The organism is uncultured Chitinibacter sp. (assembly GCF_945957625.1).
GTDB lineage: Bacteria > Pseudomonadota > Gammaproteobacteria > Burkholderiales > Chitinibacteraceae > Chitinibacter > Chitinibacter tainanensis.
In genome coordinates, this window is sequence record NZ_CAMFLP010000009.1 from 16,648 (window position 1) to 40,851 (window position 24,204).

21 protein-coding genes are annotated in these 24,204 nt (G+C 59.2%); 9 read left to right on the top strand and 12 right to left on the bottom strand.

Annotated elements, in window-relative coordinates; genetic code table 11:
- Positions 1–52: 52 nt before the first annotated feature.
- Positions 53–412, bottom strand: coding sequence for a DUF2750 domain-containing protein (locus QV747_RS11095; RefSeq protein WP_047390971.1), 360 nt, complete (start codon positions 410–412; stop codon positions 53–55).
- 200 nt (positions 413–612) lie between these two features.
- Positions 613–1,086 (bottom strand): serine protease inhibitor ecotin, encoded by a 474-nt coding sequence (gene eco / locus QV747_RS11100; protein WP_028448303.1) that lies wholly within the window; start codon positions 1,084–1,086, stop codon positions 613–615.
- Between the two features lie 231 nt (positions 1,087–1,317).
- On the opposite strand from eco, the gene QV747_RS16560 reads away from it, so the two are divergent.
- From QV747_RS16560 to QV747_RS11120, 3 genes are all read left to right on the top strand, one after another.
- Positions 1,318–3,726, top strand: coding sequence for a methyl-accepting chemotaxis protein (locus tag QV747_RS16560; RefSeq protein WP_308445262.1), 2,409 nt, complete (start codon positions 1,318–1,320; stop codon positions 3,724–3,726).
- A gap of 303 nt (positions 3,727–4,029) precedes the next feature.
- On the top strand, positions 4,030–6,066 hold the full coding sequence (locus QV747_RS11115; protein ID WP_273431824.1) for a S8 family serine peptidase: 2,037 nt from the start codon (positions 4,030–4,032) through the stop codon (positions 6,064–6,066).
- Between the two features lie 90 nt (positions 6,067–6,156).
- Positions 6,157–6,525: a hypothetical protein gene (locus QV747_RS11120; RefSeq protein ID WP_273431821.1), complete on the top strand. Its 369-nt coding sequence runs from the start codon at positions 6,157–6,159 to the stop codon at positions 6,523–6,525.
- A gap of 58 nt (positions 6,526–6,583) precedes the next feature.
- Here the strand turns inward: QV747_RS11120 and QV747_RS11125 are convergent, their stop codons facing one another.
- The 5 genes from QV747_RS11125 to QV747_RS11145 form a co-directional block, all read right to left on the bottom strand.
- Positions 6,584–7,528: a DMT family transporter gene (locus QV747_RS11125; RefSeq protein WP_273431818.1), complete on the bottom strand. Its 945-nt coding sequence runs from the start codon at positions 7,526–7,528 to the stop codon at positions 6,584–6,586.
- Positions 7,529–7,626: 98 nt separating this feature from the next.
- A complete protein-coding gene (locus QV747_RS11130) occupies positions 7,627–8,532 on the bottom strand; it encodes an HD-GYP domain-containing protein (RefSeq protein ID WP_273431816.1) in 906 nt (301 codons plus the stop codon).
- A 42-nt stretch (positions 8,533–8,574) separates the two neighbouring features.
- Positions 8,575–9,525 (bottom strand): succinylglutamate desuccinylase/aspartoacylase family protein, encoded by a 951-nt coding sequence (locus QV747_RS11135; RefSeq protein WP_273431814.1) that lies wholly within the window; start codon positions 9,523–9,525, stop codon positions 8,575–8,577.
- Between the two features lie 215 nt (positions 9,526–9,740).
- Positions 9,741–10,568, bottom strand: a complete 828-nt coding sequence (locus tag QV747_RS11140) for an undecaprenyl-diphosphate phosphatase (RefSeq protein WP_028448307.1) — start codon at positions 10,566–10,568, stop codon at positions 9,741–9,743.
- Between the two features lie 305 nt (positions 10,569–10,873).
- Positions 10,874–11,308 carry a DciA family protein gene (locus QV747_RS11145; RefSeq protein ID WP_052190455.1) on the bottom strand — a complete coding sequence of 145 codons (435 nt, stop codon included), beginning with the start codon at positions 11,306–11,308 and terminating at the stop codon, positions 10,874–10,876.
- Between the two features lie 12 nt (positions 11,309–11,320).
- Here QV747_RS11145 and QV747_RS11150 point away from each other — a divergent pair, with 12 nt between their 5' ends.
- The gene (locus tag QV747_RS11150; protein WP_028448308.1) at positions 11,321–12,211 is read left to right on the top strand and encodes a M23 family metallopeptidase; all 891 of its coding nucleotides are present in this window, start codon (positions 11,321–11,323) and stop codon (positions 12,209–12,211) included.
- Between the two features lie 111 nt (positions 12,212–12,322).
- Positions 12,323–15,064 carry a preprotein translocase subunit SecA gene (gene secA, locus QV747_RS11155; RefSeq protein ID WP_273431810.1) on the top strand — a complete coding sequence of 914 codons (2,742 nt, stop codon included), beginning with the start codon at positions 12,323–12,325 and terminating at the stop codon, positions 15,062–15,064.
- Positions 15,065–15,339: 275 nt separating this feature from the next.
- Here the strand turns inward: secA and QV747_RS11160 are convergent, their stop codons facing one another.
- Complete coding sequence (locus QV747_RS11160; RefSeq protein ID WP_273431808.1) at positions 15,340–16,281, bottom strand: TraB/GumN family protein; 942 nt, start codon at positions 16,279–16,281, stop codon at positions 15,340–15,342.
- Complete coding sequence (locus tag QV747_RS11165; RefSeq protein ID WP_273431806.1) at positions 16,272–17,210, bottom strand: methylenetetrahydrofolate reductase; 939 nt, start codon at positions 17,208–17,210, stop codon at positions 16,272–16,274. Before QV747_RS11165 ends, QV747_RS11160 begins: the two co-directional genes overlap by 10 nt.
- Positions 17,211–17,487: 277 nt before the next feature.
- Between QV747_RS11165 and QV747_RS11170 the strand changes: the two genes are divergently transcribed.
- On the top strand, positions 17,488–18,234 hold the full coding sequence (locus QV747_RS11170; RefSeq protein ID WP_034618492.1) for a basic amino acid ABC transporter substrate-binding protein: 747 nt from the start codon (positions 17,488–17,490) through the stop codon (positions 18,232–18,234).
- A gap of 49 nt (positions 18,235–18,283) precedes the next feature.
- Here QV747_RS11170 and QV747_RS11175 read toward each other — a convergent pair whose 3' ends face one another.
- Positions 18,284–18,622 carry an antibiotic biosynthesis monooxygenase gene (locus QV747_RS11175; RefSeq protein WP_273431804.1) on the bottom strand — a complete coding sequence of 113 codons (339 nt, stop codon included), beginning with the start codon at positions 18,620–18,622 and terminating at the stop codon, positions 18,284–18,286.
- A gap of 312 nt (positions 18,623–18,934) precedes the next feature.
- On the opposite strand from QV747_RS11175, the gene QV747_RS11180 reads away from it, so the two are divergent.
- On the top strand, positions 18,935–20,146 hold the full coding sequence (locus tag QV747_RS11180; protein WP_273431801.1) for an MFS transporter: 1,212 nt from the start codon (positions 18,935–18,937) through the stop codon (positions 20,144–20,146).
- Between the two features lie 67 nt (positions 20,147–20,213).
- Here QV747_RS11180 and QV747_RS11185 read toward each other — a convergent pair whose 3' ends face one another.
- Positions 20,214–22,307, bottom strand: coding sequence for a DEAD/DEAH box helicase (locus tag QV747_RS11185; RefSeq protein ID WP_273431799.1), 2,094 nt, complete (start codon positions 22,305–22,307; stop codon positions 20,214–20,216).
- A 183-nt stretch (positions 22,308–22,490) separates the two neighbouring features.
- Entirely contained in the window at positions 22,491–23,033 is a 543-nt protein-coding gene (locus QV747_RS11190; protein WP_273431797.1) for an NADPH-dependent FMN reductase, read from the bottom strand.
- A gap of 104 nt (positions 23,034–23,137) precedes the next feature.
- Between QV747_RS11190 and QV747_RS11195 the strand changes: the two genes are divergently transcribed.
- Both QV747_RS11195 and QV747_RS11200 read left to right on the top strand, forming a co-directional pair.
- Positions 23,138–23,701 (top strand): YaeQ family protein, encoded by a 564-nt coding sequence (locus tag QV747_RS11195; RefSeq protein ID WP_047391015.1) that lies wholly within the window; start codon positions 23,138–23,140, stop codon positions 23,699–23,701.
- 71 nt (positions 23,702–23,772) lie between these two features.
- Entirely contained in the window at positions 23,773–24,174 is a 402-nt protein-coding gene (locus QV747_RS11200; protein ID WP_047391021.1) for an FKBP-type peptidyl-prolyl cis-trans isomerase, read from the top strand.
- Positions 24,175–24,204: the final 30 nt, after the last annotated feature.

Consider the following 24,204-nt stretch of genomic DNA (forward strand, 5'->3'; position numbering starts at 1 on the left):
TGGCGAGCCCCAAGCCGCACCCAAGGGCGCGGCACGGAAAAACCACAAGCGCCTATTGCGCCTGCGCCGCCGCGTTCACGCGGGCCTCTAATTCACTGGCCGGGATATCCTCGCCCACCGGCTGGCTGGCCGACCAATTCACGCCGGCCAACACGCCATCCTGCGTCAGCGCTGGCACCCACTGCGCGCAAAATTGCGCCCAATCCACGGCCACCGGGGTGAAGCCCGCAAAGGCCGCCACCGCGGCGATTTCCTCTTCAGCGCGCTCGGCACTGGCCCAAAAGGGCATGCTGCGATAGCCGGCCGTGGTCATCGGGGCGGGAAAACCCACCTCGTCTTTAATACTCCACAGCTGCTGTTGCTGGGCCACAGTGGTAAAAAAGGCCTGATTATCCGGGGCAGTTTGGCTCATGGCGCGCACTCTGAAGCGATCAAAACGGCGCAGCCTACAGGGTTTGGCCGGCTTTGCAAACCAGTGGGCTATCGTGCTCGCGCACCCTCAGATTACCCCCTACCCGTATAGTCATACGGCAATTAATTTGAATTGGATGCGTGGCAATACCCATAGAAAAAGCGGCCAAGGCCGCCTTTTTGATACACGCGCAGCGGGGCTTATTCCTGGCCGGCTACTTGTGCTTTTTCTGGCGCCGCCCAAATCCGGTATTGCAGCTCAACGCCTTCGGGCACATACACCACCAGCGGCAGTTTGGCGTTGTAGCGAATCAGCTGCTCGTTATACACCGGCACAAAGCGCTCGGTTTTGCTGCCTTCCGGGCAGGCCATCAGCGTCGTGGGGCCTGCGCTCACCGGGCCGACGGTCCAATAGTTATACCCCCAGCCCTGTACGGTTTGCTCTTTGATCTTGGCGCGCAGGCTGCGGGTATTGCAATCGGCCGCGATGACTTGGCCGGGGATCAACTGCACCCGATAGAGTTCGGGGTTTTGCATTTCCGGCAGGCGGATCACTTTGCGCACATAGCCTTCTTTGGCCGGTGGAAACGGCTGCAAATCGCTCGCGGCCAGTGCCGGGGTGATTAAGCCTGCGGCCAATACGCCAGCCAATACTGATTGTGCGGTGAGTTTCATATCCTGCTCCTTGTTCGGGGTGAATAAAGCATGCCTTAAGCATAAATGCGCGCGAGCCGTTGGCACGATGCAAGATTGCACAGCGCAGCGCGGCACAATTACCAAGCCGCCCAGCGCCAGCCATGCCATCTGAATAAAAATTTTTCCTATTCTGGCAAACTTGACCTACACCAAGATTACGATGATTGCATATTGCAAGTCAGGTCTAAATCAACTTTGCACAGGTGTGACATGCAGCTCACGATTAAATCCCGTCTGATCTACACCATTACCTTTCTGGCCGTGCTGCTGCTGGCCATTGGCGGGCTCGGCATTTACCACCTGGGCCAACTGAATCAATCGCTAAAAACCGTGTACGAAGACCGCGTGGTGCCGCTGAAACAGCTTAAACACATTGCTGATTTGTATGCGGTCAACGTGATCGACACCGCCAATAAGGCCAATGCCGGCCTGCTCGATGCCCCCACCGCGCTCAAAGCCCTGGCTGAAGCGCAGCAGCAAATCAGCGAGGAGTGGAAAAGCTATCAAAGCACCACGCTGACCAGTGATGAGAAAAAGCTCTCTACCGAGGCCATTGGGCTATTTGATAAAGCCAATGCCGATATTGATCGCTTGGAGCAATTTTTGCAGCAGCATGTGGGCCCACTGGCCGGTGAGCTGGGGGATTTTGATGGGCCACTTTATCAAACCATCGATCCGATTGGCGGCAAGATCAATGAGCTGATTGTGCTGCAACTGGATGTGGCCAAAGCCGAATATCTGGGCGCCCAGCAAACCTATGAGCAAGTGCGGCTGCTGTCATTGATTTTACTGGCTGTGGGCATAGGGCTGGCGATGCTGTCGGGTTATTTATTAATCCGCGCCATTTCCACTCCGCTCTCACGTGCTGTCGCGGTGGCGCAAGGCATTGCCAAAGGCGAGCTGGATCATCAAATTGTGGTGCACAGCCGCGATGAAACCGGACAGCTGATGCTGGCCATGCAGCAAATGCAGCAATCCATTCAAAGCTTTGTCAAAGCCCAGCAACATATGGCTGCCCAGCATGCCGCCGGCACCATGAGTGCGCGGATGGATGCCGCCCAATACCCGGGCACTTTTGGCACCATGGCGCAGGAAGTCAACACGCTGGTGAGCGAGCATATTCAGGTCATCCAGCAAACCATTACCGTAATTGGCGAATACTCGCAGGGCAATTTCAGCCGTGATATGCCGGCCTTGCCGGGTGAAAAAGCCCAGATCACCGCAGCCATTACCGAAGTAAAACGCGCCTTGCTGGCGATTAGCGGCGATATTCAGCGGCTGGCCGAAGCCGGCGCCAAGGGCGATTTCAGCCAGCGCTGCAATGCCGAGCAATATCAATACATGTTCCGCAGCATGCTGGAAAACCTCAATCAGCTGATCATCACCTGCGACGTCGGCTTTAACGACATCCTGCGGGTGAGCGAAGCGCTGGGGCGTGGCGATCTGAGTCAAACCATCACACAGGATTATCCGGGCCTATTTGGCCGAGCCCAGCAAGGGGTGAATGGCACCGTCACCACCCTGCGTAGCCTGATCGGTGAAGTGAATAAGCTAGTCAGCGCCGCCGCCAATCAGGGTGATTTCAGCCAACGGCTGGAGCTGGCCAATAAACAGGGCTTCTCGCTCGAGCTGGCCGAGCAGCTCAATCAGCTCTCCAGCGTTACCGACAATGGCCTGCGCGATGTGATGCGCGTGTCCAGCGCCCTGGCCAAAGGCGATCTCACCCAGATGATTACCCACAGCTATCCGGGCCTCTTTGGTGAAACCAGCACCGCGGTGAACACCACGGTGAGTAATCTGCAGCAGCTGGTGGGTGAAATTCAGCTCTCGGGCCTGACCATTCAGCGGGCCGTCGGGGAAATCGTGCAGGGCAATACCGATCTATCACGCCGCACCGAAACCCAAGCCGCCAATCTGGAAGAAACCGCCGCCAGCACTGAAGAGCTGACCGGCACCGTGCGGCAAAATGCCGATCACGCCAAAGAAGCCAACAACCTTGCCCGCGAATCGGTACGCATCGCCAAAGAAGGCGGCCAGAGTGTGCGCCAGGTGGTGGACACCATGCAGGCGATTCAAGATGCATCGCGCAAAATTGTCGACATCATTGGGGTGATTGATGGCATTGCTTTCCAGACCAATATCTTGGCGCTAAATGCCGCAGTTGAAGCCGCCCGCGCCGGCGAGCAAGGCCGTGGTTTTGCCGTGGTGGCCTCGGAAGTGCGCAATCTGGCCCAACGCTCAGCCGTCGCGGCCAAAGAGATCAAAGAGCTGATCAGCAATTCGGTGCATCAGGTGGAGCATGGCAGCCAGCAAGTGCAGCAAGCCGGCCACACCATGGGCCAGGTTGAGGCCAGTATTGATAGGGTGAGCACGCTGATTGGCGAAATCGCCGCCGCCTCCAGCGAGCAAAGCGCCGGCATTGCGCAGGTAAATCAAGCCGTCACCCAGATGGATGAAGTCACCCAGCAAAATGCCGCACTGGTCGAAGAAGCCGCCGCCGCTGCCGAATCGCTGGCCGAGCAGGCGCATGTATTGGCTGAAGCGGTCGGTACTTTCAAGCTCAAAGCCGATACTCTATTGAGCAAAAATCCCGCCCCATTAGCGGCCCTGCCCGCCTAAACGCGGCAACCGCCGGTTGTGACACGAATGTTGCAATTACCCACGCCGCCCACCCGGGCGGCGTGTGCTTTACCCTGCCGCGTATAAGCTGCAAAGCTTTGATCTGCAATGGCTTTGCGCACATACCCCCGTGTGACCTAGGCTGCTTTGTGATTCATGCAGCAAATCGCCCCACATTAGGGATTTCCGCAGGTCTTATCCCATCCGCATATCCCCTATCCTCCTTGTGTCTTGCCGAACGAGAACACAAAACCGGCGCAAAACGGTCGGGCAAGACTTAACCAAATAGGATGGAGATCCCTCATGCAAATCAAAACTTGCCACGCGCTGGTCGCGTGCGCGCTGGCCTCGCTCGGCCTCACGGCGCAGGCCGACACCGTTGACCGGATTGTGGTCAAACTCAAACCCTCGCCGATGATGCGCAGCCTGAGCGCCAATGATGTCAGCGATACGCTAAATCAAGCCACGCAGGGCAAAGGCCGGCATGCCTTTACCATGGCCGACGGCGAATCGCATGTAATTCAGCTGCCCAAGGGCCTGAGCGATGCCGAGCTGAAAGCCTATCTGCAAAAACTGCAGGCCAGTGGCGAGTTTGCCGCCGTTGAGGCCGATATCCGCATGTATCCACAAGGCGTGGTGCAGCCCAATGACAGCCTGTGGAGCTCGATGTGGGATTTCCTCGCCCCGGTACCGGGTCGCAGCTATGGCGCGAACTTTCTCGGCGCATGGGAATTTGGTAGCGGTCAGAATGTCGTGGTGGGCGTAATTGATACCGGCGCGGTGCCGCACCCTGATTTGGGCACTTTAAGCCCGTTGGCGGGCAATTATGTGTCGGATGGCTATACCTTCGTGACCGACTGCTATCGCGCCGGCACCTGCGACTGGACCAGCGGCAGCCGCACCATCAAGCCATTTGCCGGCGCATTGGATCAGGGCGACTGGTGCACCAGCAGCGATGTCAGCAATCAGATTTGCCAGCGCACCAGCAATAGCTCTTTCCACGGCTCGCACGTGGCCGGCACCATTGCCGCACTGGGCTACAACAATGTGGGCGTGATCGGTGGCGCCTACAACGCGCGCATTCTGCCAGTTCGCGCGCTGGGTAAAGGCGGCGGCTCGGCGATTGATATTGCCGATGCCATCCGCTGGGCCGCCGGCGTGCACCCTAGCATCCCCAACCCGAATCCGGCCAAAGTGATCAATATGAGTCTGGGTGGTAGCTCCAGCTCTTGTCCAAGCTACTATCAATCGGCGATTAATGATGCGGTGAATGCCGGGGCGATCATCGTGGTGGCGGCCGGCAATGAAAGCCGCGATGCCTCACAAGCAACGCCCGCCAACTGCGCCAATGTCATCACCGTGGCCGCCACCGGCCAGTCGGGCGAAAAAGCCAGCTATTCCAACTTTGGTAGCAAAGTGACACTGGCTGCCCCGGGCGGGAATGGCAGCATCCGCATCACCTCCACGGTGAACAAGAGCACCAGCCGCGTTGATCTGTCGGCCAATGGCGCCGGCTACACCGGCATGAATGGCACTTCGATGGCCACGCCGCACGTTGCGGCGGCGGTTGCGCTGATGCTGGGTGTAAATCCAAAGCTGAAATACAACGACGTGGTGAGCTTGCTGCGCCAGTCGGCGACGGCATTCCCAAGTAGCGGTGGCTGCACCACCAGCAACTGCGGCGCGGGGATTTTGAATGCGGAAGCGGCGATCCGCCTGGCCAAGCAATCGGCTGGTGACAACACCGAACCCAATCCAACGCCCACGCCAGTGATCACACCAACCCCAGCGCCGGTCATCACGCCGACGCCAGCGCCAGTGATTACCCCGACTCCCGCGCCGATCGTAACCCCAACACCAAAACCGACTACCCCACCGAGCGCCGGCTGCTACAGCGCCTGGGCGGAAGGCAAAACCTATCAAGTGGGTGATTGGGTGACCTTTGATGGCCGCAACTATCGGGCGCTGAATACGCATGTGGCCTATGTAGGCGCCAACTGGACGCCAAAAGCCACGCCAACCCTGTGGCAAGATGGCGGCGCCTGCAGCGGTAGCAGCACACCTGCACCCGTGGTCACGCCCAAACCAAGCACCGCGCCGGTCATCACCCCAACGCCAGCACCGGTGACCACGCCACAGCCGAGCGCGGCACCCAGTACCGCGCCGACCGCCGCCCCAGCCTGCCCGGCTTGGGTAAGCAGCAGCGTGTACACTGCCGGCCAGTGTGTGAGCTTTAATGGCAAAACCTACACAGCCAAATGGTGGACAACCGGCGAGCAGCCAGGGGCTTCACAATGGGGCCCATGGGCGGCTCAGACTGTAGCCAGCAGCAAGCGTTAAGTCGCGCCCCTAGTCAGCCTCTGCGCTGACTGGGGCTGACTCACCACATTTGCGGCGATCGCCGAGGGTATACCCGGCAAAGGAGCATATATGAAGCGTTTTAGCCTAATACTCTGCGGGGTATCATTGGGCATAGCCAGCGCACTGGGTGGCTGCAGTACGCAGGCGGCCAGCCCCAGCAGCCAGCAAGTGGCCGCCAACGGGCCGAAGCTGATTATTCAGTTACGCTCGGCGCCCAGCGATGCCAGCGCGGCGCAGGCTGCACTGGCGGCCTTGGCGCAGCGCCTGCAGCTGAGCTGGCAGTTCGAGCGCGAGCTGGGTGGTGGTTTTTGGGTGGTGCAACTGCCGCAGCCGCTGAGCCAAGACGCACTCAATGCCCAATTGGCCCGCATTGGCGCCGACCCGGCCGTGCAGAGTGCAGAAGCCGATCAGCTGCAGCAAACCCAGCCAGCCCCGTAATTAGATCAACAACCCCAAAACCGCCAACACTGGCGGTTTTTTCTATCCTGCGGTGGGCTTAGACGCTACGCCCTGCTTCGGGCTGCAGCGTAGCGGTATCTCGCGCTGACTCTGGCGCAGCAAGCTCAACCGTCGCCACTCGGGGTATTGGCTTGGCCGTAGCAATGAGCAAGGCCGAGATCAAGATACCCACCCCACCCAGCAGTTGCCAGCCGCTGAGTTGGTCGCCGAGCAACGCCGCTGCCAGCAATACACTCACCACCGGCTCAAGCGTCGAGAGCATCGAGGCTTCGCTGGCCGGCAAGCGCTCCAGCCCGGCCAAAAAAGCCAAAATGGCGCCCACCGTCGAAACCAGCGCAATCGCCAGCAGCGCCAGCCAGCCGCTGTGGCTCCCCGGCCAGACCGGAGTTTGCCAAGCGCTGGTCAACCACAATGCCAGCGCCGCGGCACTCATCACCACCGTCGCAGCCGGCATCGCACCGGCCTGCGGGGTGAGCCGGCTACCGGCCAGAATGTAGCCAGTGTAAATCGCCGCCGCCAACAGCCCGAGCAGCACACCCAGCCATTGCCCACCGGCCGGGCCAATGGTGAGAATCAGGCTGACCGCAGCCAGCGCTAGCGCCAGCAATTTGCGCCCGCCCAGCCGCTCGCCACCCCAGATGACCGCCACCAGCGTCACCAGCACCGGATAGGCATACAGCAACAAAGCAGCCAGTGCGGCCGAGCCATACTGCAGGGCGGAAAAATAACTATAGGCCTGCCCCACATAGCCCAGCGCCCCCATGGCAGCCAAGCCCAGCAAGACCTTGCCGCGCGGCCAGCGCCCGCCACGCCAGAACATCACCGCAATCATCACGGCGGCCGCCAGCGTAAAGCGCACCAGCAATAAGCCTTGGGTGTTCACCCCGCTTTGGTAGGCCCAGCTGCCAAAGATCGGCATCCAGCCAAACGCGATCGCCGAGAAAACCACCAGCCACTGGCCAGCGCGTCGGGAAGCCTGCATGACAGCTACATCCGGAAAGCAAAAAACACAGTGTGCCGGAAAGCCCAGCGGCGCGGCAAGCTAGGCGCGCGCGCCGGCTGGTATGGTGGCGTGATGCTTCAGCCGAGGGTGGTCAGCACGTTTTCCCATTGGCGCACCAGCTGCTCGATGTGCACGGTGTCGGCTTGGAGTGCAAGCGCCTCGGCGCTGGCCGTGCGGCCAGTGGCTTGCGCGATCAGATGCCCTTGCGGGGTGGCTTGCCATTGATATTCGCCCTGACAATGCGGGCAGGCCAGATAATCCCCGGCCACCGAGCTATGAAACTGCACCAAGGTGGGCCCGCACATCTGGCATTGCCCCAGCGGGATACCTGCACTGGAATGCCCGACAATATGCGCCAGCTCGCCCGCCTGCCCCAGCGTCAGCAGCACCGTGCCGCATTGCCGATCAAACTGTTGCCCCAGGGCCGCTTCGATAATATTCAGCGCGCGCTCAATCGGCATTCCCGCCCGATAAGGGCGCGAGCTGGTCATGGCATCAAAGGCATCACACACGCCGATGATGCGCGCATCTAGGGAGATCTGCTCGCCCTGCAAGCCGGCCGGATAACCGCGACCATCCGGCGTTTCGTGATGTTCCAGCACCCCTTTAAGCACCAGCGGCGCAAACGGATGTTGCGCCAGCAGCCGCGCACCCAGCGCCGGATGGGTTTTGATCACCGCGTATTCGTCGTCGGTGAGTTTGTCGGGCTTGCGCAAGATGGCGTCGGGCACGCCAATTTTGCCCAGATCATGCAAAAAGCCAGCCATAGCAATGCGATTTACCTCCACCGCATCCAGCCCCAGCGCTCGGGCCAGCTGGGCCGAGAGCATGGCCACGCGCCACAAATGCCCGCCGGTGTAGGCATCGCGCGCCTCCACCACCCAGGCCGAGGCCAGCAAGCTGGCTAGCAAGGCGCGCTGCTGCGCCTCCCATTGCTCGCGCAGGCGGCTGAGTTCGGCTTTGGTTTTTCCTAGAAACAGCATGGCCTTTCTCCGGGTGAGCTGTTTCCTTGGTATAGCTGGTTTTCAGGCCGGTGGCGCGTGCCGCGCCAAGAGATAGTCAATCCCGGCATTCAGCGTAGCCACTTGCGCGGCATTGCACTGCGCTGGCGTGGCGCTGGGGCTGTCAGGGTAGACTTCGGTGGTGGTCACCAGCGCCGCCGCAGTCATCCCGCCACACAGCCCAAGCTCGCGCTTAGCGTAATTGATCACCCCGTGCTGCTGCAGTGGCTCGCCAATCAGGCAGCCCTGCGCATCGGGCAAGGCAATGTGGGTCACCTGGCTCACAGCGGTAATCAGTGCGCGCTGAAACTCAGGCGCTGGGCGCTCGCTATCGCCCACCAGATAAAAGCCATCCGGAATCGCATGCCAATCAAAGGCCACGCCATCACGGGCGGCTTTGGCCGGGCCAAATTCGCTATTGTCGGTGTCGGTGGTTTCGTGCAAATCGATATGCAGCGCCACCTGCGGCGCATGGGTGGCCACACAGGCCAGCGCCGCCGCGGCTTCTTGCGCCGGGCTATCGGCATAAAAATGCCGGTTAGGGTCGAGCGTGAGCGGATTCCAGCGATTGATGGTTTCAAAGCCCCACGGGCTGATACAGGGCAAGACCAAGAGATTCACTTGCTCGGCATAGCGGGTAAATTCGTGCGCAATAAATTGCAAGGCACCAAGCACGCCGCTGGTTTCGTAGCCGTGTACGCCCCCGGTAATCAGCACCGTCGGGCGCTCGGGCCGCCACACTCGGCTTTTTACCGCCAGCAAAGGATAGCTCGCCAAGCCCAGCGCGCAATAATCTAGCCGGCCGTACTCAATCAGCTCCGCTGCGGCGGGCAGGGTCTGGCGCAACGGCTTGAGCACCAGATCGGCATAGCAGCGCTGCCGTTGCTGACGGGCCAGCCAAGCGGCTTTTTCCGCTGCGCCCCAGGCCTGGCCGGGACGGCCAATTGGGTAGATGGTGCGATGGGGAGCAGACATCAGAAGCAACCTCGGCAGACAACGCAGAAGGCCTCACTATACACCGCCCACCTTGGCCTCGGGATCAGGGGAATCGGTCACGGCTGAGGTGCCCAGGACTTGCCACACGCCTTTATCTGGTCGGCCTATAAAAAACAAAACCGCAGCAATCGCCGCGGTTTTTAATGGGTATCCCCCTACAAGCATTGCTTTAAAAAGCTTACGGGCAGATACCCTTAGCCGGCATTCCAATTCACCAACCCAAAATGCCAGGTTGCCAGCACAATCAGGCCGAACACGATGCGGTACCACGCAAACACCACGAAGGTATGCGTAGACACAAAGCGGATCAGCGCGCGAATAGCGATAAAGGCAAAAATAAACGAAGAAATAAAGCCCACCGCAAACACCGCAATATCGGCGCTATCAAGCACATGACGGTGTTTATACAAGCTATACAGCGAAGCCGCGCCCAAAGTCGGAATGCCCAAAAAGAACGAAAACTCGGTCGCCGCTTTGCGCGATAGACCGAGGAACATCCCGCCAATAATGGTCGCGCCAGAGCGGCTCGTACCGGGAATCAGCGCGAGGCATTGGCAAAACCCGACTTTGATCGCGTCTTTCAGCGTCAGCTCGTCTACCGTCTCAACCCGCACGGTGTGCTGGCGTTTTTCCGCCCACAGAATAATAAAACCACCAACGATAAAGGCCACCGACACGGCCACCGGGTTAAACAGCACCGCCTTGATGTGCTCGGAAAACAGCTTGCCCAAGATCGCCGCCGGAATAAACGCCACAATCACGCCCAGCAGCAAGGTGCGGCCCGGGCCGGGCTGGCCGGCGCTGGCAATACTGCTGCCGATTTTGCGCCGGTATTCCCACACCACCGCCAGCATCGCGCCCAGCTGGATAAAAATCTCGTACACATCGCGCTTTTCCTTGGTCAGGAAATTAAGCAAATCGCCAGTCAGAATCAAATGGCCAGTCGAGGAAATCGGCAGGAATTCGGTGATACCTTCCACCAAACCCATAATCAGGGAATGAAACAGCAGAATCGGATCCATAGCGGGGCGCAGGCAAGCAGTTGAAAAGGTGCGCGATTATAGGCTTAAGCGCACTGTAATGGGCAAGTATCGCCGCGGCGGATGACGGCCTGATGATGTGGCGCGGTGTGAATATTTACACCCACCCTTGGGAACCGCCCCAAGTGGCCCCACTCTCAGAAGGGTGTGCAATGCACGAGTGCATTATGCTCATCTCCTCCCTGTTGACCGGGCGCCCGTTACCCAACCGGCGCCCGTTTTTTTGCCCTCGGCAATCAGCGCCAGCGCGGGTGATCTTCCGCGCGTATCGGCTAGGCCAGCGTGGCCTAGCGCCGATGATGGCGCAGCAAATTACTCAGCGCCTGCTTTAAATCCGGATCACTCACCTCTTCAGCCAGCGCCGAAAACGCCGCCTTGGCCGGCTCGGTCATGCGTAAAGTCTTGGTTTGCATCGGATTTCCCTGCTGCAGGGCAACTTGCACCTTGGCGCGGATTGCGGTAGCGTGCACTCCAGCCCGATCCAATGCCGCGAGAATATCCGGCTCGGACTGGCGCAAACGCGCCGCCGCGGCACTGCCGGGCACAGCCACCAGCAAGGTGGAACCCGACCAAGCCACGCCCTGACACACCCGTGCTACTTCCGGACTCAGGGCCGAGCGGACAATCTGCAGCAGCTGTTGATACTGATCGAGCTGACGCACCAGCCGTTTAAGCTGGAAATCGCCTTCCATCAGTTGCGAAACGTGGACCTGTTTATTCATACAAGGATTCCAATGAATATCATTGTGGTGTCGCCCCGACTCAATCAAGCCATCTCGCTGGGCCCGCGCGAACTGAGCGCGATTGGCTTAATGCTGACCGTGCTGATTGGGGCTGCGGCCTTTGGTTTGGGCATGCTGTTTGCTCCCAATCGGGTCGAGCCCTTGCTACGCATGATGCCCGGCCAGCACGCCCGGCAAAACGAAATCGATGCCCTCGCGGTACAAGTCGGGCAATTGCAAGCCAAATTGGCGCGGCTCGATAGCTTGGCCAATCAAGTGGGCGACAAAACCGGTATCGATATTAAACCGTTTTTAAGTCAGCAGGCAGCGCCACAGGGCGGACTGGCTCAGCCCGGCCAGCATTTTGCCGTCTCGGGCCTGCGTGAAATCCTGCAACAAACCGATGCCAAAATGGCCGCAATGATTGATCAGCTGACGCTGGCCGAAGCGGTTTTGATGACGCCCGACGCGAGCTATCTACCGCGGCATGCACCATTGGCGATTGCCCCGCAATCATCGAGCTTTGGCTGGCGGATCGATCCCTTCAAAGGCACACAGGTTTTCCACGAAGGGATTGATTATCAGGGCGATAGCGGCACCCCGATTGTGGCCGCTGCCACAGGCAAAGTGGTGTATGCGGCTTACCACCCGCAGTATGGTAATATGGTCGAGCTTGATCATGGCAAAGATTTAACCAGCCGTTACGCCCATGCCAGCCAGCTACTGGTCAAGGAAGGCGAAACGGTCAAAGTCGGCCAGAAGATTGCGTTACTGGGCAGCACTGGTCGCTCTACCGGCCCCCACCTGCATTTCGAGATCCGCTACCGCGGCATCGCGCAAAATCCACTACGTTTTCTTGATGGCGGACAAGCAAACCTAGCCGCGGCAAGCAGCAAGCCTTGAAAAAAGGTAGGGTGGAGTCCATTTAGGCCCAATGCCCCTGTTCCGGCTAAGGGCTTTTGAACTAATTGATAAAAATTTGAGCCTCGCCGAGGCCGTCACGTTGGTAGCACTATGATTGCAACTCTGCTGAAAAAAGTATTTGGAAGCCGTAATGACCGTTTGTTGAAACAATACGGTGCCATCGTCAAGCAGATTAATGCGCTCGAACCGCAAATCGCTGCCTTATCCGACGAGCAATTGCGAGGAAAAACCCAAGAATTCAAAGACCGGCTGGCCAAGGGCGAAACCCTCGACCAAATCCTGCCGGAAGCCTTTGCCGTCTGTCGCGAAGGCGGCAAGCGCGCATTGGGCATGCGCCATTTCGATGTGCAGCTGATCGGTGGTTTGGTGCACCATCAGGGCAAGATTTCCGAAATGCGTACCGGTGAAGGTAAAACACTGGTGGCTACGCTGGCGGCGTACCTGAATGCCCTGACCGGTAAAGGTGTGCACGTGATTACCGTGAATGACTATCTGGCGCAACGCGATGCGGCGCAGATGGGCAAGCTGTATAACTTCCTGGGCCTGAGCTGCGGGGTGAACCTCGGCCAGATGGCACATCAGGATAAAAAAGCCGCCTACGAATGCGATATCACCTACGGTACCAATAACGAATTCGGCTTTGACTACCTGCGCGACAATATGGTGTTCAGCGTGGAAGAGCGCGTACAGCGCGGCCTGAATTTCGCCGTGGTCGACGAGGTGGATTCGATCCTGATCGATGAAGCGCGTACTCCGCTGATTATCTCTGGCCCTGCCGATGACAACACCGAGTTGTATAAGGCCATGAACAACGTGCCAGCCCGCCTGATCAAGCAGGAAACCGAAGAAGGCGAAGGCGATTACTGGGTGGATGAAAAAGCCCACTCGGTGATGCTGTCGGAAGCGGGCCACGAGCATGTGGAGCAAATCCTGACCGAAATGGGCCTGCTGCCTGCTGGCGATAGCCTGTATGCGCCAGCGCATATCAGCCTGATTCACCATCTGAACGCCGCCCTGCGCGCCCATGCGCTGTTCGTGAAAGACCAGCACTATGTGGTGATGGATGGCGAAGTAATCATCGTGGATGAACACACTGGCCGTCTGATGTCGGGCCGCCGCTGGTCAGAAGGCCTGCATCAGGCCGTCGAAGCCAAGGAAGGCGTCGACATCCAGCAAGAAAACCAAACGCTGGCCACTATCACGCTGCAAAACTATTTCCGGATGTACAACAAGCTGGCCGGTATGACCGGTACAGCTGATACCGAAGCCTACGAATTCCAGCAGATTTATGGTCTGGAAACCGTGATCATCCCGACCAATCGCCCGATGATCCGTCAAGACCGCCAAGATCAGGTCTTCAAAACTGCGGCGGAAAAATACAAAGCCATCATCACCGATATCAAAGGTTGTGTTGAGCGTGGCCAACCCACGCTGGTCGGCACCACCTCAATCGAGCAATCCGAAATCCTGTCGAACATCCTGAAACAGGAAGGGATTGCGCACAACGTCCTGAACGCCAAACATCACGCCAAAGAAGCGCAAATCGTGGCGCAAGCCGGTAGCGCGGGTCAGGTGACCATCGCCACCAATATGGCCGGCCGTGGTACTGATATTGTGCTGGGCGGCAGTATCGAAGCGCAGCTCAAACAAATCGAAGCCGACGAAACACTGGACGAGGCTGCCAAAGCCGCCCAAGTGGCCGCGCTGAAAGCCGACTGGCAAGTGAAACACGATGCGGTCTTGGCCGCTGGTGGTCTGCACATCATTGGTACCGAGCGCCACGAATCACGCCGGATCGACAACCAGCTGCGTGGCCGTTCTGGTCGTCAGGGTGACCCGGGCTCAAGCCGTTTCTATCTGTCGCTGGAAGACCCGCTGCTGCGTATTTTCGCCGGCGATCGCGTGGCCTTCGTGATGGACAAGCTGAAAATGCCGGAAGGCGAGCCAATCGAAGCCGGCATGGTGTCGCGCGCCATCGAATCAGCCCAACGCAAAGTGGAAGGCCGCAACTTCGACATGCGTAAACAGCTGCTGGAATACGATGATGTCGCCAACGAGCAGCGCAAAGCCATCTACAGCCAGCGTAATGAAATTCTGGAAAGCACCGAAGTCACCGACACCATCGCCGCGATGCGCACCGGTTACTTTGGCGAGCTGTTTGACACCTATCTGCCACCCGATTCAATGGAAGAGCAGTGGGATGCCGAAGGCCTCGAGCGCGCGCTGAACGAGCTGCAAGTCAGCGCCGCGGTGCGCGAGTGGGTGGCCAACGAGAAATCTCTGTCGATCGAAGACATGCGCCAGCGTGTAATCGACGCGGCCAAAGCCAGCTACGACGCGAAAGTGGAACAAGCCGGCGAGCCGAATTTCCGCAATTTCGAACGCTCAGTGCTGCTCTCGCACGTGGACCAATACTGGCGCGAACACCTGTCGGCGCTGGATCACCTGCGTCAGGGTATCCATCTGCGCGGCTACGCGCAGAAAAACCCGAAACAGGAATACAAACGCGAAGCCTTCGAGCTGTTTGCCGCGCTGCTGGATCAGATCAAACGCAATGTGCTGCAAGTGATCATGACAGTACAAGTACGCAGCGCCGAAGATGCGGCCGCCGTCGAACAACACGCCGTGCCTGCCGAAGCGCTGCAGTTCTCGCACGAAGAGCTGGAAGCTGTATTGGCCAGTGGCGATGAAGAGCAGATTCGTGCCGCGCTGATGGCCGCCATGCAGCAAGAAGGTGGCCCACGCATTCAGTTCAGCGGCGTAAGCCGCAACGACCCATGCCCATGCGGCTCGGGCAAGAAATACAAACACTGCCACGGCCAGCTGAACTAAGCCGCCACGCAGCCAATAAAAAAGCACCCCGCGGGGTGCTTTTTTATTGCGGGCGCATCGCGCAGCTCAGGGATAGATCAAGCAACTAGACCTAAAGCCGTGGCTCGCTCTAGGCCAGCCCATGGCCAGCGCTGCGTATCTGCACAAGCCAGCAACCATGTTGCCACCCGAGGCGACCATCACCGCCCACGATGACTTTTCAACCGCAGATACTCAGACCGGGTATCTAGCCACAAAGCTCATTCATAAATAGCTTTCCGGCTATACCCCATTCATCACTTACTGGCCGCGGGCAAACTAACCGGCTCGACCTTATACCCTAGCTGGCGTAGTAGATTCGGCAAGCCATGTTCACCGACCAGATGCAGGCTGCCCACCGCGATAAAGTTAGCCTGCCCCTCGCGCAACAGCGCATCAATGCGCTGCGCCATGCGTGGATTGCGCTCATCCAGTAAGCGCACCATCGCCGCGCGATCTTCAGCGGTGTTTTCACATTCACACCAGCTGCGGTATTGGCTCATGGTGGCCCAGTCGCGGCGATTCCATACGTCAACCAACTTGAGCAATTGCTGGCGGCCATGGCCATTTTCCAGCATGGTTAGCGCCTGTTCATGCTGCGCCAGGCTAAGCTCGCCATCGTCTTTCAGCGCGGCCAGCTGCTCGGCGACGGTTTCCAGCCCTTTGACCGGCAGCTGCCGCTGTTTGGCCAGCTGCAGCAAGACGTTTTCGGTGCCATAGCTGCCTTCCACCCCGGCCAGCTGCGCATCCAGCAGCGTTAAGGTCACCATCAGGAAATTGATGTCCAGCTGTTCCAGCAAGGCATTGGGCAAACACAGTCGGGCCAGCTGCGCCTGATAGCGTGCTTTCACGGCTGCGGGCACATTGGCTTTGCCCTGCATGCCGGCCAGCAATTGCTGCGAGACACTGGCGTCGTCCAGATCCAGCTCCAGCACCAGCTGGCGGCTAGCCTGCAAAGCACTGCGCACTTGCGGCCCCAGCGCGCTCCCTTCTACGCGGTTGGCATGGATGGTGCCATACAGATAAGACTGGGTTTTACCGTGACTAATGCGCCAGAGAAAGCCGCGCTCGCTGCCCACTTTGGCCAGCTGCGCTGGTGTGAGCGGAGTTGGTATCGGATTGGGGCACACTGCCGCCTGCGCCGTGGCCGCGAGGCCGCAAACGGCGAGCAGCGCCACCGCCAGCTGCTTTAGGCGCATGTGGCCTCCTGCGCAGCAAACATCGCCGCAATATCGCGCACCAGCTGCAGCGAGGCTTCGATTTCGTCTTTGCGAATTGCCACACTTTCTACATTACACCCAATGGGTATCTGCTTGACTGCCGCATACTGCAATAGCTCGGAGAAGATACTCCGGCATACCGCCAATGAATCAGCCAGAATATCGCCCGAATGGCGCAGATCATTTTCCAGCCATTGCGGAATACTGATCCCCAACCATTTCATAAATTCCAGCGTTTTGGCCGAGCCGCACGGAGTAATGGTAAAAATAATCGGCACCATCGGCGTGCCGCTGGCCTGGCAGGCGTAGTAGTAATCCGAAAGGAAATTCTTGGCGGCCTCGACGTTATACACACATTGGGTCACAAAGAACGAGCAGCCTTCGGCCACTTTATGCGCCACGCGCAGATGCTCATCCTGCTTCACCAAATGACGCTCAGGAATCGCCACCCCGCCCACCAGCAAGCGCGGGTTCACTTCCCGGCGCAAGGCATAGGCCTGATTCACCGTCAGCGCCACCGCCTGCTCACGCGAAGCCGCGCCCACAAACACCGACACCCCCTCACCCAGCGCCTGCAAATCGGCGCCAAACTGCGCCGGCGCATATTTGCCCACACAGCGGTAGTTAATCTTGGGTATCGGCAACGCGGCCAGATAATCGCGGCTGTAGGTCAGCGGATCGAGCGTCGCCAGAAACGGAAACGGCCGCGCCATATCGGTACGCTCAGCTTCATCCTGAATGTCATACAGCACCAGCCCATCAATCGGCAGCGGCGCAATGCGCTCTACTTGCAAGGCGGCGATTTCAGCAATTTTCTCCGCCGGATGATTGGCCTTGGGCGGCGTAATACCGTACAGCAGAATCCCAGCCTGACGCTGGGCAATTTTGGTGTGCAATGGAGTGGGCATGAACAGGCTCGCAATCGTTTGCGCGATTTTACCCAGTTTTAGGCCCTGCGGGGCTGAGAAACCGTGCCCTAGCTGTTTGAAAAAACGCAGAAATCTAGCCCTGATTGGCCCCTTTACTCACCCAATCGTACCCACCCCTGCGCCGGTATAAGCCAATCTGGCCCCGCACCACCACTCTCCGCTAGCTTTGTATTGGCTTAGGTAGGGCTTTCTCGCATTGCTGCACTGGTGTGAAGCGCTGAGAATGAGCTTTTTAACGCATGGCAGAAGGTGAAAAATGCAAATCCGCACTCTCTTTTCGACCCTGGCGCTGGCCATGGGCCTGTCTTTGGCACCGGCACACGCTGAGCGTGTCTACACCGTGGGGACAGACGCCACATTTGCGCCATTTGAATCGTTGAGCCAGAACCGCGAAGTGGTTGGTTTTGATGCGGATCTGATCAAAGCCATTGCGCAAAAAGCCGGCTTAAAAATCAAAATCATCAACACCCCGTGGGAAGGCCTGTTTGCCGGCCTGAATAATGGTGAGCGCGATATCGTGATCGCCGCCGTCACCATCACGCCCGAACGCAAAGCCAGCATGGATTTCAGCGAGCCATATTTTGAAGCCAAACAGCTGATCATCGTGCGCGATGGCAGCAAAGTGACCAAACTGGCCGACCTGAAAGGCAAAAAAGTCGGCGTACAAACCGGCACCACTGGCGACACCGTGGCGCAAAAAGCCTTTGGTAAAACCAGCCCGGACATCCGCCGCTATGAAAACATTGTGCTAGCCATGACCGAGCTGCGCGCTGGCGGCATTGAGGCCGTGGTGGCCGACAACGGCGTGGTGAATAACTATCTGGTGAACAACAAAAACAGCAAGCTCAAAACCATCGATGACAGCAGCTTTGCAAAAGAGTACTACGGCATTGCGGTGAAAAAAGGCAATAAAGCCCTTCTGGATCAGCTGAACAAAGGCCTGGCCGCCACCAAGGCCGATGGCACTTTCCAGAAAATCTCGCAGCAATATTTCGGCCACTAAGCCAGCGCGAGCACTCGCACTCAGCCCGGCCTAGCACCGGGCTTTTTGTTTAGCCGGCCGCCGCCGGATTGGGTAAGCTTAGCCCGCCGCTGAGCGCGCCATCGCCATACGTGCGCAGTACTTGCGCAATGATGACCTGATAACCGCCTAGCCACGTTTGATAGCGCTGCTTGGCGGCCAAATGCTGCGGATGCGCCATCAATTCGCGCAGGCCCGCTTCGCTGGCCCAGTAATACACATTGGCAATCCGCCCGGTTTTCGGGTCTTCCCAGCTTTCTTCGCCCAGATAGCCCTGGCTGGCTTTGGCGGCGGCAGCGATTTGCGCATCCAGCGCTTCAAACTCGGCATCGTATTGCTTGGGCGTAAAAATAAAGGTGGCGGAATACATGGCGGGCGCTCGCAAAGGGTGAGTCAATGTCCTTGTCATTTTAACCTACCCCACCCCATCCGCTCGCGGCACAGCCAGCCCGCGCCAAGATAGCCACCTATACCACCCCATGGTATCGAGCTATAAGCATTATTAAAAATAGCGCCCCAGCCAATACCCATATCCAGCCAACCGATGCGACCAGTCGTAATTTAGGAAAGGTTTGCCTGACAGTTGGTTACACGTCATCCCGTTGTCATTTTGATAGCATGAATTGGCCACCGTTACTCACCCGGTGCCGGTGGCGACTTCCCACTCTCACAAGGAGGCTTCATGTCATGGCTCAACCGCATTACCGCGCCGTTTCGCGGCCTACCCCGCAGCGTGTACATTCAAGCCACCGCCACCCTGATCAACAATATGGGTGGCATGGCCAAGCTGTTTTTGCCGCTGTATTTTCGTGAACATTTCAATCTTTCCTATGCCCACATTGGCTGGCTGATGGGGGTGTATGGGCTGGGCCTGCTGGGCGGCTCTTACCTTGGTGGCCTCTTGAGCGATCGCTATGATTCGCGCCGGATTGCCAAGCTGATGTTGCTGGCCAGTGGGGTGCTGACCCTGCTGCTGGCAGCGCCATTGCCGATCTGGGCCTATGTACCGCTGCTGCTGGCGGTCGGCACCAGCGATGGCGCATTTCGCCCGGCCAATATGCGCCTGGTGCTCGAGCCCGTTCGCCCCGAACAACGTGCGGTGGCGCAGGGCGTGTATCGGATCGCCTTTAATCTGGGCGTATCGGCGGCCGGCATCAGCGGCGGCTTGCTGGCCGCGCTGGGCTATCACTATGTGTTTGTGGCACAGGGCATCGCCGCCTTGCTCGCCTGTGGCTGGCTGCAATGGGCGTGGCGCGGGATGCCGTGCCTAAATAGTGGGCTAGCGTCCAGCAAGGCCAGCTCGCCCGACATGGCCACCGGCTCGCCTTGGCAAGATCGGGCGTTCTTGCTGTTTGTGGCCGGGCAGCTGGTGATCCTGACCGTGTTTGACCAGATGTATGGCACGCTGGGGCTGTTTTTGCGCGAGCATTATCGGCTCTCGCCCAGCTGGCTGGGCTATCTGTTTACCCTGAATGGCCTGATGGTGGTGACGCTGCAAGTGGCGATTGCCAACCGGGTGAGCCACTGGGGCTTGCTGCGCTCATCCATGCTGGGTGTGCTGTGCATGGGCGGCTCGTTTACCTTGCTCAATGCTGGGCAACACGCGGGCTGGGCTATCGCAATGATGGTGGTGCTGACCTTGGGCGAGCTGCTGATTTCGCCGACCTGGACCACGATCATCATGCAGCACACCGAACAGCGTCAGCGCGGTCGCTATCTGGGAATTTACTCTGCCGTGTGGTCTGGGCGCACGCTGTACGCCCCCACCGTGGGAGCCTTCAGCTATGCCATTTGGGGCGCCAGCGTAACTTGGTGGCTGTGCGGGCTGCTGGCGCTGATTACCTGTGCGCTGCATCGGCCGGCCCTGCGGCAGATGTTGGCCCCAGCCAATTAAATACCCCTACCCCGTAAAATAACAAAGGCCAATCAATGATTGGCCTTTGTCTTGATACCCCTAGGGGTTATTCTTCATCGCGCGGTTTGGTGCCGCTGCCCCCCAGCAAAGCGGGCGTGGGCCGGCTGCTGCGGCGCGCGGGTTGGCCTTGCTGGCCTTCACCATGCGGAGTGTGATGCTTGGGCTTGCGGTGATCGCTGCGATTGGCATCGCGCGGTCCACGTCGCTGGCCATTGCCGGCGCCCTGACCGCCCCCATTCCCACCTTGGCCACGGCCACCGCCGCGATTCTGGCGCTCTTCATTATCGTAATAGCCGCCTTGCCGCGGAATCGGCGGGAAGCCACCGAGCGGATCATAGCTATTCGGATTGGCACGGCGCTGGCCGCCACCACCGCGGCGACCGCCTTGGGTCAGCTCGAACGGCAGCGCATTGGCGTTGGATACCGGCTGGCGCTCATCGTAGTTCGTCCGGTTGCCGCCGCGCTGTCCACCTTGGCCACCCTGACCGCCTTGCGGTTTTGGCTGGCTGCGGCGCTCATCCCGACGGTCATCCCGACGGTCATCCCGGCGTTCGCCCCGGCGTTCATCGCGGCGTTGGCCTTCACCTTGGCGTGGCGGGCGTTGCTCGCCAGTTCTGGCTTGCGCGGCGGCTGGGCGGGCTTCGCCTTGGCCTTCACGCGCACCACCACGACCACGGCGACGATTACGTTTGCGCTGTTGTTCGTCTTCGCTGCCCGCAGCGGCAGGCGCACCTTCACCCGTGCTGGCGGCAGGTTTGGCCGCTGGGCGACGGCGGCGCTGTTGCTGCTCGCGCTCGGCTTCGGCTTTCTTTTGTGCCGCGATTTTCGCGACTTCATCCGGATCCATGCCTGCATCGAGCATGGCTTGTTGCTCGGCTTTCAGCGCTTCGGCATTGGCTTTATTCCAGCCTTTGGGCGGGCGTGAATTCTGATTACGCTGTGGGCGCTCGCGGCCCAGACCACCACGCACAATCGGCTCGGGTTTCACGCTCAGATCGGCTTCATAACCGGGCACGGTAAATTGCTCGATCGGCTGCTTGATCAGTTTTTCGATGTTTTTCAGGTACTCGAGCTCATCCACACACACCAGCGACAGCGCTTCACCGGTGCAGCCGGCGCGGCCAGTGCGGCCGATGCGATGCACATAGTCTTCGGGGACGTTCGGCAGCTCCAGATTCACCACATGCGGCAGCTCTTCGATATCCAGCCCGCGGGCGGCGATGTCGGTGGCCACCAGCACTTGCAGCTCGCCGGTTTTAAACTGGGCCAGGGCCGCCGTGCGGGCGTTTTGGCTCTTATTGCCGTGAATCGCCAGCGCGGTAATGCCTTCTTTCTGCAATTTTTCGGCTACGCGGTTACAGGCGTGTTTGGTGCGCATAAACACCAGCACCTGATGCCAGTTGCCTTCTTTAATCAGCTGGGTGAGCAGCTGCTGTTTTTTATCGCGATCCACCAGATGTACCCGCTGGGTCACCAGCGCATTGGCGGTATTCGGGCGGGCCACTTCGACCAGCGCCGGGCTATTGAGCAGGCCATCGGCCAGTTTTTTGATCTCGTCGCTAAAAGTAGCCGAGAACAGCAGATTTTGCCGCTGCGCGGGCAAAAGCTTCAGGATTTTCTTGATGTCATTGATAAAGCCCATGTCCAGCATGCGGTCGGCTTCATCCAGCACCAAGATTTCCACTTCGGCCAGTGTCAGCTCGCCCTGTTTGGCCAGATCAAGCAAACGGCCCGGCGTAGCCACCAGAATATCCACAGGCGCTTCTTGCAGGCGTTTGATTTGCGGATTTACCCGCACGCCGCCAAACATCACCATGGATTTAAACGGCAGGTATTTGCCATAGGCTTGTACCGATTCTTCCACCTGTGCCGCCAGCTCGCGGGTTGGGGTCAGGATCAGCACCCGGGGCGCGGCCAGCGCGCTGGTGGCGCTGTCGCTGAGCAGGCGTTGCAAAATCGGCAAGGTAAAGCCGGCGGTTTTGCCGGTGCCGGTTTGCGCCGCCGCCAGCAAATCGCCGCCTTGCAGCACCTGCGGGATCGCCTGCGCCTGAATCGGCGTAGGTTGGGTATAACCGGTATCAGCGAGCGCACGCAACAGCGGCTCGGCCAAGCCAAGCTTGGCAAAAGTCAGATCAGACATTGGAGTATTCCTGCTGCGGCCTATCGCGAGCGCGATACCAATCCAGGGCAGGGTTTGGGTAATTAGGAGTTTGGGCCGGGGAGCTCGTGGCTCACGCGCCGGCGCGCCGATTGGTTAGGCGCCAAGGAACTGAATACTACCGGTTTTTCTTTAAATTACAACCTCTACGCCGCTTAATGGCATTTAGCCACCACAAACTGGTGCAAGAATGCGCTGCGGTAACAGCGCCTGCTGCAAGGTGCTCAGGGCCTGCTGAATACCGGCGCGGCACGCCGGATCCGCGGCAATGGCCTCGGCGCAGCTCAAATCGCCCACCACCGGAATCGTGAGCGAGGCTGGCGCGATCCAGTCTACCGACATCAGCTGCAACGTTTCTTGCAGTGCCTCGTAGGCGTGCCGCGCCCGTGGGGCGGCGTTGAGCAAGGCCAGTGGTTTATGCACCAACACATCGGTACCCACCAGCCAATCCAGCGCATTTTTCAGCACGCCACTCACCCCGTGGGCGTATTCGGGGCTGGCCACCAGCACGGCATCCACCGCGCGCAGCTCAGCCAGCCAACGCTGCAGCACCGGAAACTGCTCGGGCGCTAGATCGGGATTAAACGGCGGCACGAAGGCGAGCGCGGTAAACGGGGTGAGCGTCATTCCGGCTGGCGCCAGCTGCGCACAGGCCTGCAACAGCGCCGTATTGCGTGACTGTGCGCGCAAACTTCCGGAAATCGTCATGATCTGCATGCCCTACCCCCGCTCGAAACCAGCCAGCATCATCGCATGCCGTGTGTAGGGCAGCAATTCAGGTACACTGCCGTCTTTCGCGATGAGGGATCACCATGGCGCTGAAAGCCACGATTTTTAAAGCCGAGCTCAATATCACCGATCTGGATCGCAACTACTACGCGACCCATGCCCTGACCGTGGCGCGCCATCCTTCTGAAACCGACGAGCGGATGATGTTGCGCTTGCTGGCCTTTGCCCAGCAAGCCAGCGAGACGCTGGAATTTACCCGCGGGCTGTGCGCCGATGATGAGCCCGATCTGTGGCAAAAAAATCTGGTCGACGAGATTGAATGCTGGATCGAGCTGGGCCTGCCCGATGAAAAGCGCATCAAAAAAGCCTGCAATCGCGCCGCCAGCGTGTGGATTTATGCTTATGGCGGCCCGCGCGCCGTGGATTTATGGCTCGATGGCGTACGCGGTCAGCTCAGCCGTTTTCCGCAGTTAAATATCGTTAGCGTGGATGGCCCCGAGCTCAGTGCGCTGGGCGCGCTGGCCGAGCGCGGCATGCAGCTGCAGATCACCATTCAGGATGGTCAGCTGTGGATTTCCAGCGCGCAGGGCGATCTGGCGATTACTCCCCGCGCTTTGTGGCGCGATGGCCAAGCGGTGACGAGCTAATACCCACCCAATGTATCAACCCCAAAACTAATTAATATATTGATTACCAACACATACCCCAGGAGTCGAAAATGAAAGCCCTGTGTAGCCTCTTGCTCGCCACCCTCGCCTTCAGCGCGCAGGCCGCCGACGCCGCCAAACCCGTCAAAACCGAATCGGGCATCGAAATCACCATGCTCAAAGAGGGCAAAGGTGCGCAGCCCAAGGCGCTGGATACCGTGACCGTGCACTATCGCGGCATGTTTCCAGATGGGAAGGAATTTGATAGCTCGTATAAACGCGGCCAGCCGGCGAGTTTTCCGCTCTCGGGCGTGATTCGCTGCTGGACCGAAGCCGTGCAACAGATCAAGGTGGGCGGCAAAGCGCGTCTAGTGTGTCCGCCCAATCTGGCCTATGGCAGCCGCGGCGCCGGCAATGTGATTCCGCCGAATGCCACGCTGGTGTTTGAAGTGGAATTACTGGCGATCGAATAAGGCCAGCCTGCAGGGTATAGGCTGAAAGCG